Annotated in this window: 1 pseudogene; it reads right to left on the bottom strand. The window is 73.0% G+C overall.

What is annotated here, in order from left to right:
• Positions 1–1,494: pseudogene (locus tag ACFVUT_RS37675) on the bottom strand (hypothetical protein); the annotation flags it as partial.

The raw sequence follows: 1,494 nt of genomic DNA, 5'->3' as shown, positions 1-1,494 counted from the left end.
TCCACCCGACGAACGCCGTCGACAGTTCCCACGCGGCGGCGAACAGGATCGTGAATGGCATGACCCAGCCGAGGATGTCCCCGGCGAACCCGGCCTGCCCGGTCCACGCGACCGCCATCGGCGCGGTGATCGGACCGACCACCATCAACCGTTCCGCGTTCACCTTGACGAACTTCTTGACCCGGTCCGTCACGGTCGGCTGCCCGGCCCGGCGTACAGCCCGTGTCTCACGGGCCTTCGCCTTCCGGGCGTCCTTCTCATCCCGCCTCGCCGTACGGGCCTCGCGCTTCAGACGCTTGCGTTCCAGCGCCTGCTCGGTCCGTGAGGTCGCCCGCTGCATCCGGACAGCAGCTTCCGCCAGGGCGTCGTCGGCGGCCTTCAGCGTGGCCTCCGCGCCCGCTTCCCTGTCCCTGGCCTGCGCGAGGGCGGTCTCAGCGGCCTTGAGGTCGGCGTCCTGCTTCGTCCGGGCCCGCTCCACGAGTCGGTCGGCAGCCTCGCGGGCGGCGCAGGTGGTGCGTTCGGCGTCCTCGGCCGCGGTCGCCCGCAGCCGCTTGGCGTCCTCTTCGGCCAGGCGCCGGACACGGGCGGCTTCCTGACGGGCCGTCCCCTGCTCCCAGGCCGCGTCCTCGCGCATCTGGGCGGCAGCCGCGCGGGCCTCTCGCATCTGCTGCTCACTCTCGGAGGCGGCCTTCGCGCGGACGGCCTCCAGCTCCTGACTGGTCGATGCGCGCAGTCCGGCCGACGCCTCCTCGGCTTCTTCCCTCACCTGGGCCGCTTCGGCCTGCGCCAGGTCCCGCACGGCTGTGGCGTCGGTGCGGGCGGAGGCGAGCTGCTGTTCAGCCTCCGCACCTGCCCGGTCCAGAACGCCCTGAGCGATGGCCCGGATCGTGGCAGCCTCGTCGTCGGCGGCGGCCAGGAGCGCCTGTGCCTCGCGATCGGCGGCGGACCGGATCTGTTCGGCCTGCGCCTGGGCGCGCTGCTCGATCGCCGTGCCGATCCGGGCGGCTTCCGCACGGTTGCGCGCTGACAGAGCCCGTGCCGCCGTCCGCGCGTCTTTGGCATCGGTGCGGGCCTGGTCACGGATCCGGTCCGCGTCCCGGTTCGCTGCGGTGCGGGTGATACCGGCGTCGGCCGTGGACTCGCGCAACCGCCGTCCTGCCTCTTCGACGACATCGTTCATCACCTGGCGGGCGTGACTGTCAGCCGCCCCGCGAACGGCGTCTGACTGGCGGTCCGCTGCATCGAGCAGGTCCTGGGCCCGGAGCTCAGCGTCGGCCAGGAGCTGCTGCACCTGACGGTGCGCGGTCTCCCGGACGAGATCGGCGATGTCGGTGGCACGGTCCCGGGCATCGGCCACCACCGGATCAGCGGCCGGACGCACCGTCTTCGGCGCGACGACGACCGTGTCACGGGGCGCAGCGGCCAGAGCGGCGGCGGCGCTGGTCTTCGGTCCGGTCGTGGTGGTCTTTGAGGTGCGGGCCTGCGGCTTGCGCC

This window comes from Streptomyces sp. NPDC058051, assembly GCF_042885475.1.
GTDB lineage: Bacteria > Actinomycetota > Actinomycetes > Streptomycetales > Streptomycetaceae > Streptomyces.
This window is presented reverse-complemented; position numbering and strand designations above follow the sequence as displayed.